General features: G+C 68.7%; 7 protein-coding genes. 3 read left to right on the top strand and 4 right to left on the bottom strand.

Features of this window, described 5'->3' with window-relative positions; all coding sequences use genetic code 11:
- A partial coding sequence (locus AB0I71_RS32325; protein WP_357591140.1) for a non-reducing end alpha-L-arabinofuranosidase family hydrolase occupies window positions 1-728 on the bottom strand: 728 nt, incomplete at its 3' end.
- A 456-nt stretch (window positions 729-1,184) separates the two neighbouring features.
- Window positions 1,185-1,601 (bottom strand): MarR family transcriptional regulator, encoded by a 417-nt coding sequence (locus tag AB0I71_RS32320; RefSeq protein ID WP_357591138.1) that lies wholly within the window; start codon window positions 1,599-1,601, stop codon window positions 1,185-1,187.
- 86 nt (window positions 1,602-1,687) lie between these two features.
- On the opposite strand from AB0I71_RS32320, the gene AB0I71_RS32315 reads away from it, so the two are divergent.
- A complete protein-coding gene (locus AB0I71_RS32315; RefSeq protein ID WP_357591135.1) occupies window positions 1,688-2,557 on the top strand; it encodes an NAD(P)H-binding protein in 870 nt (289 codons plus the stop codon).
- Window positions 2,558-2,718: 161 nt separating this feature from the next.
- Here the strand turns inward: AB0I71_RS32315 and AB0I71_RS32310 are convergent, their stop codons facing one another.
- The gene (locus AB0I71_RS32310) at window positions 2,719-3,390 is read right to left on the bottom strand and encodes a hypothetical protein (RefSeq protein WP_357591133.1); all 672 of its coding nucleotides are present in this window, start codon (window positions 3,388-3,390) and stop codon (window positions 2,719-2,721) included.
- Window positions 3,391-3,761: 371 nt separating this feature from the next.
- Here AB0I71_RS32310 and AB0I71_RS32305 point away from each other — a divergent pair, with 371 nt between their 5' ends.
- Together AB0I71_RS32305 and AB0I71_RS32300 are read left to right on the top strand one after the other, a co-directional pair.
- Window positions 3,762-4,037 carry a BON domain-containing protein gene (locus AB0I71_RS32305; RefSeq protein WP_357591131.1) on the top strand — a complete coding sequence of 92 codons (276 nt, stop codon included), beginning with the start codon at window positions 3,762-3,764 and terminating at the stop codon, window positions 4,035-4,037.
- A 126-nt stretch (window positions 4,038-4,163) separates the two neighbouring features.
- Complete coding sequence (locus AB0I71_RS32300; protein ID WP_357591130.1) at window positions 4,164-4,679, top strand: YetF domain-containing protein; 516 nt, start codon at window positions 4,164-4,166, stop codon at window positions 4,677-4,679.
- Between the two features lie 76 nt (window positions 4,680-4,755).
- On the opposite strand, the gene AB0I71_RS32295 is transcribed toward AB0I71_RS32300, so the two are convergent.
- On the bottom strand, window positions 4,756-5,088 hold the full coding sequence (locus AB0I71_RS32295) for a hypothetical protein (protein ID WP_357591128.1): 333 nt from the start codon (window positions 5,086-5,088) through the stop codon (window positions 4,756-4,758).
- Window positions 5,089-5,258: the final 170 nt, after the last annotated feature.

Genomic DNA, 5,258 nt, shown 5'->3' with positions numbered 1-5,258 from the left:
CCGTTGTACGGCGCGTGCGTGAAGTCCTTCAACGACACCCAACCCGACCTCGGCTGCGCCAACGCACCCGTCGACGACCACCGGTACGACGACGGCAGATTGCACGTACCCGACGGCGGCGGGGTCGTCGGCGGCGGGTTCGTGCCGCCGTCGACGCGGACCAGCTGCCACTGCTGGTTGGCGCCGTTCCAGTCGTCGTACTGCACGATGTTGCCGCCGTCGGCGGTCGAGGCGCCCTGCACCTCCATCACCTTGTTGCTGTTCCGGTTGATCAACCGGACGTAGCCGCCGTCGGAGTCGGCCAACCGGAACTGCTGGTTCGTCCCGTTGTGGTCGGTCCACTGCACGATGCTGGCACCGTTGGCGGTGGAGAAGTTGTAGACGTCCAGCACCTTGTTGGACAGCCGCGACTTCAGCCGGTAGTAGCCACCACCGGAGTCCACGAACTGCCACTGTTGCTGGTTGCCGTTGTTCCGCGACCACTGGGTGATCCGGGCACCGTCGTTCGTGGCCAGGTTGTACACGTCCAGGGCCTTGCCACTGTTGCGGTTGACCAGCACGTACCACGCGTTCGTGTCGACGGTCGCCGCCGCGGCGGGTGTCGACACCGCCACCGCGGCGGCACTACCGGCCACCACCGCCGTCACTCCGGCGGCGGCGACCCGTAGCAACCACCTACGCTGCCGCGTGGGCGGCGTGAGAGATGGAGACCTACCAAAGGCAGACATGTTCCTCCTTCAATGACCGAGAGCCGACCCGCGCACCCGAGGATGGCCGCGTCGTCGAGCATCTGCGTCGCCTTGTGTTAGCGCTAACATGGATGTCCGCATGTCCCCGCACACGCCTGGTCCACCGGCCCGACGAAGCAGGCTTGCCCGGTAAGCCGTAGGCATCGCCGTCCTTGACCATCGACTGTGGGCGATAACATGCCGTTCGTCAAGTCGTAATGTTCCGGAATCACGAGGCTGTGACGTTCCGGAATTATCAGACACGTGACATGTCGACGCCACCCACCAGCTGTCCGCCCGCACCCATTCAACCGCCACGCAGGCTTCGCGGTGAGCATCTGCGGAAGGCATGATGGTGGCGCTAACATCGATGCCGACGCATGATCAAAACCGCGTCCTAGATCCAACCGAGCCGACCGAGGCCCGTGCCGCGGTCCGGCGCGGCCGGGCAGGGTCCTACGAAGCGCGTCCCGACACCTTCCCCAGCAGGCCCGACAGCTGGCGCTGCTCCTGCTCGGTAAGCATTCCGATCCGCTCGGACGGAAACTCGAACGCCCGCCGGACGGCGCCCCGCACGTCACGACCCGTCGGAGTGATCGAGACGCGCTTGATCCGCCGGTCGTCCGGATCGGGCACCCGGGCCACCAGGCCACGGGCCTCCAGCCGAGAGACGAGCTGGGTGACGTTCGAGGCGTCGCACGACAACTCCAGGGCGAGTTCCCCCATGGAACGGCTGCCTCTGGAGAGGTGTTCGAGCAGACATGCCTGTGCGGCGCTGAGCCCGGCAACCTGCGCCGCACGGTCATAGGCTGCGTCGTAGGCGAAAACGAAGTCCCACATCTGCTGGGCAAGGGCGTCCGCCACCTCGGTCATCGCTTGAGATTAGTTGACTCACTCAGGTAACGCTGCTTTAGTGGAGTCAATGAACTTTAGTCACTCAACCAAAGGGGCGGTTCGACGTGAAGAGTTCCAGTCCGACGGGGGCCGGTACGGCCCGGGTGCTGGTGACCGGGGTCCGCGGTAAGACCGGCGTAGCGCTGGCCAGGCTGCTCGTCCAGCGGCCGAACGTCGACGTACTCGGCGGCAGCAGCAACCCGGAGTCGGTCGACATCGACGGCGTCCGCCCGACCGCCTTCTCGTGGGACGACCCATCCGGATGGCCGGCGGCGACCGAAGGCGTCGACGCCGTGTACATCGTCCGACCGGATCGTGCGGACGCGCCTGACCTCATCGGTGCGCTACTCGCCGAGACGCCCTCACGGGCCCGCATCGTCCTGCTGTCCGAGCAGGACGCCGACTACATGGGCACCGACGGGTGGGCGCCGCGCGCCGAGCGCGCGGTACGTGACAGCGGGCACGCCTGGACGATCCTGCGGCCGAGTTGGTTCATGCAGGTCTTCACCGACCCGCGCTTCTACCGTGATCAGGTCGCCGCTGGGGAACTGCCGTTCTCCAGCGGCGGTGCGAGCCTGGCCTGGATCGACGCACGGGACATCGCCGCCGTGGCCGAACGCGCCCTGCTGGACGAGGGGCACGCCGGCCGGGTGTACGAGCTCACCGGCCCGGAGGCGCTCTCGCTGCCTCGCACCACTGAGCTGCTCTCCGCTGCGGCAGGACGCACCGTGACCCTGCGAGAGCTGACGATCGACGAAGCCGTGGAGGGGACCACGGGCTTCGAACGAGAACTCTTCGCGCTGACGTTCGAACGCGTCCAGGCGGGCAGCTTCGCAGAGGTCACCGACTCCGTCGAGCAGGTGACCGGACGGCCCGCGCGGACACTTCGGGAATTCCTCGCCGACGCCGAGCCGCCGTTCGGGCAGCCGACCTGACGCCGACCGTGTGCGGTGGCCGGGAACCTCGCCGAGGTTCCCGGCTCCGGTGAAATCACCGGCCACCGACGGTCACCGGTCGGTGGGCCGTCGATCTGCTCACGGAGGATGGCGCGCCACCCACCGGTGATCCCCGCCGAGCAGCGGCCGCACGGGTCGGCTCACCCCGCCGTAGCCTTGCGTTCGCGGTCCGCGCTGAGGAAGAACGCGCCCAACGCCCCGGCCAGGGTGCCGAAGACGACCACCGAGTAGATCGCAAGCACCAGTTCGACGACCTGAGCGAGCGGGTCGTCGACGCCGAGTGGTTCACCCGTGATCGTGGTCAGAGCGACATCGTGCAGCGCCCGCCCGTACGACCGGTAGGAGCCGGTGACGACCAGCAGTTGACCGACGCTGAGGACGACAGTCGTGGTGATGATCGTCAGCCACGCGATCCGGTCGGTCAGCAACCGGCCGGCGGAACGCGAGCCACGGACGGCGGCGGTGATGACGCCGCCGGCTCGGGCGGCGCGCAGGGCGGAGGCGGCCCGGGCGAACCGGAGGAACGGCACGGCCAGGAAGATGAGCTGCCACCAGTTGCGTCGCCAGAACCGGCGGGCGTCATGACGGGCCAGCCAGGCGCGGAGCGCGAACTCGGCCACGAACACCGCCCACAACACCCAGCCCAGGACCGTCAGGGCCGTAGACAGCGCGGGATGTCCGGCAAGCGCCTGCCCGAGCACGACCAGCACGAAGAGCACTCCCAGGGCACCCATCGGCTTGTCGAGCCGCCGGGCAAGGCCGTGGAGCACCGCGTCCTCCGGCTCCCGCTCGTCTTCGGCGGGCCGGGTCATCGCTGCGGTGGCCGGGCGGCTCGGCAGGCAACGGGCACTGGCCGCCTCACCGAATGCCGGCGGTCGACGTCACGACGGCCCACCCGCTGCCGCCCTTCGCCGGTACGTCACCAAGCCCCGCTCGCCTGGTGTTGCGTTCCAGAGCGATCGGCGCGTCACGGTCGTGTCCTCCCGGCGGTCGTACGGGCGGAGCCGCAGTCATGCGCCCTGGCTGGCCCGCTTCCCGAATCTCTCGGCGACAAACGTCGACTCGCCCTCCTGCACCCCACCGTCACAGTGCCGGGCAAGGATCGTCATCGGTTCGTCGTGTTGTCCGCCGTCGCCGCGGGGTAGGGCAGTCGGAGCAGACCCATCCCCTGAAGGAGTCAGCCATGAACCATCCCTGGTTCTTTCCCCACGACCCACCACCGCTGATCTACGCCGAGCCCACCACCGAAGACACCCGGCTGGCCTGCCGGTTGCTGGAGAACATGCAGCGGGATCCGCGCCTGCGCTACGAACGCATCTGCATCGAGGTGCAGAACCGGGTGGTGGTGCTCGACGGCACGGTGAGCGCGGCCGAGTTGAGCAACGAGGCGCACGCCCTCGCCTGGCGCACACCGGGGGTGCACGACGTCAGCAACCGGCTGCGCCACCTGGACGGATGACCTGGTGGGCGTCACCAACCCAGTAGTCTGCGGGTCTCCGGCTCCGCCGGACGACCCACCTTCGACCGACGGAACCGGATCGGCAGTCGTTCTTTTGCCGATCCGGTGTCCGGGTACCTCACCGCAATGGTGCTGAACAACCCTGCCGACCTGGCGCGCCTGCTTGTGATCGCGGCCATCGTCTATCCGGCGCTGGTGGTGATCCTGCGGGTCTCCGGCAAGCGGACCCTGTCCAAGCTGAATGCCTTCGACTTCGTCGTCACGGTCGCGCTGGGTTCGACGCTGGCGACGATCATGCTGTCGCGGGACGTGTCACTGGTGGAGGGCATCCTCGCCCTGATCCTGTTGGTGGCATTGCAGTACGCCGTCGCGCTGCTCGCCGTACGATGGCCGCCGTCGCAGAAACTGCTCAAGGACCGACCCACCATGCTGCTGCGGGACGGGCAGTTGCGGACCGAGGCCCTGCGGTCCACCCGGGTCGCGGAGAGCGAGATCCGGCAGGCCGCCCGCAGCCAGGGCACCGGTGACCTCGACGACCTTGCGGCCGTGGTCCTGGAGACCGACGGCAGCCTGAGCGTCATCACCCGCCGGCAGCTCGGTGACGGCAGCAGCCTCGTCGACGTGCGCGACGAAGGACGGTAACCCGGGGGTCAACGATCCGGGTGGCGGCCACTCACCGACGGCGCCGACGAACCCTGTACGGCTGCGCGGATCACCGTCAGCCCTCGATTGGCGGGCGGTCGATGTTGAGGTGGAATGCGCGCTCCTCGGCCTCCTGACGGGCCGCGACGAAGTCGCGCTGCCAGTCCTGGGCATCGTCGGGGATGCGCGCGACCACATGCTCACCGTGCACCCGCCCGTCCGCGTCGGTCAGGGTGACCCCGACGACGGTGTGTCCACGCCCCGGGATGGCGTAGTGGCGCACCGCCCAGCGGGCGGACATCTGCGAAGCATGGCGTCGACGTCGGGCGCCGCCCGTCACCGCCACGGAAACCAGCAGGACGGCGGTCAGCACGACGATGGAGATGACCAGGAACGCGATGATCCGCACCCGCCCGAGGCTACCTCGCTTCGGGCCGGCGGCGCAGCGTACGAGGACGTCACCGGGCAGCCCCAGCCCCCCCCGGGGGGGGGTGTCCCTATGGGTTTCGTCAAGCGGGGACGGGGCCTGTCGGGCGTGGTTGGTAGGGGATCTTGTCGCGGAGCATGGCGTATAGGACG

Origin of the sequence: Micromonospora sp. NPDC049891 (assembly GCF_040660295.1) — a bacterium.
Taxonomy (GTDB): domain Bacteria; phylum Actinomycetota; class Actinomycetes; order Mycobacteriales; family Micromonosporaceae; genus Micromonospora.
The sequence above is the reverse complement of the archived record's forward strand: the minus strand, read 5'-3'. Positions and strand labels throughout refer to the sequence as shown.

Coding starts and splice junctions, on each gene's coding strand:
- AB0I71_RS32300 (WP_357591130.1), top strand. CDS start 4,164: ATGGTGCTGAACAACCCTGCCGACCTGGCGCGCCTGCTTGTGATCGCG.
- AB0I71_RS32320 (WP_357591138.1), bottom strand. CDS start 1,601: ATGACCGAGGTGGCGGACGCCCTTGCCCAGCAGATGTGGGACTTCGTT.
- AB0I71_RS32310 (WP_357591133.1), bottom strand. CDS start 3,390: ATGACCCGGCCCGCCGAAGACGAGCGGGAGCCGGAGGACGCGGTGCTC.
- AB0I71_RS32305 (WP_357591131.1), top strand. CDS start 3,762: ATGAACCATCCCTGGTTCTTTCCCCACGACCCACCACCGCTGATCTAC.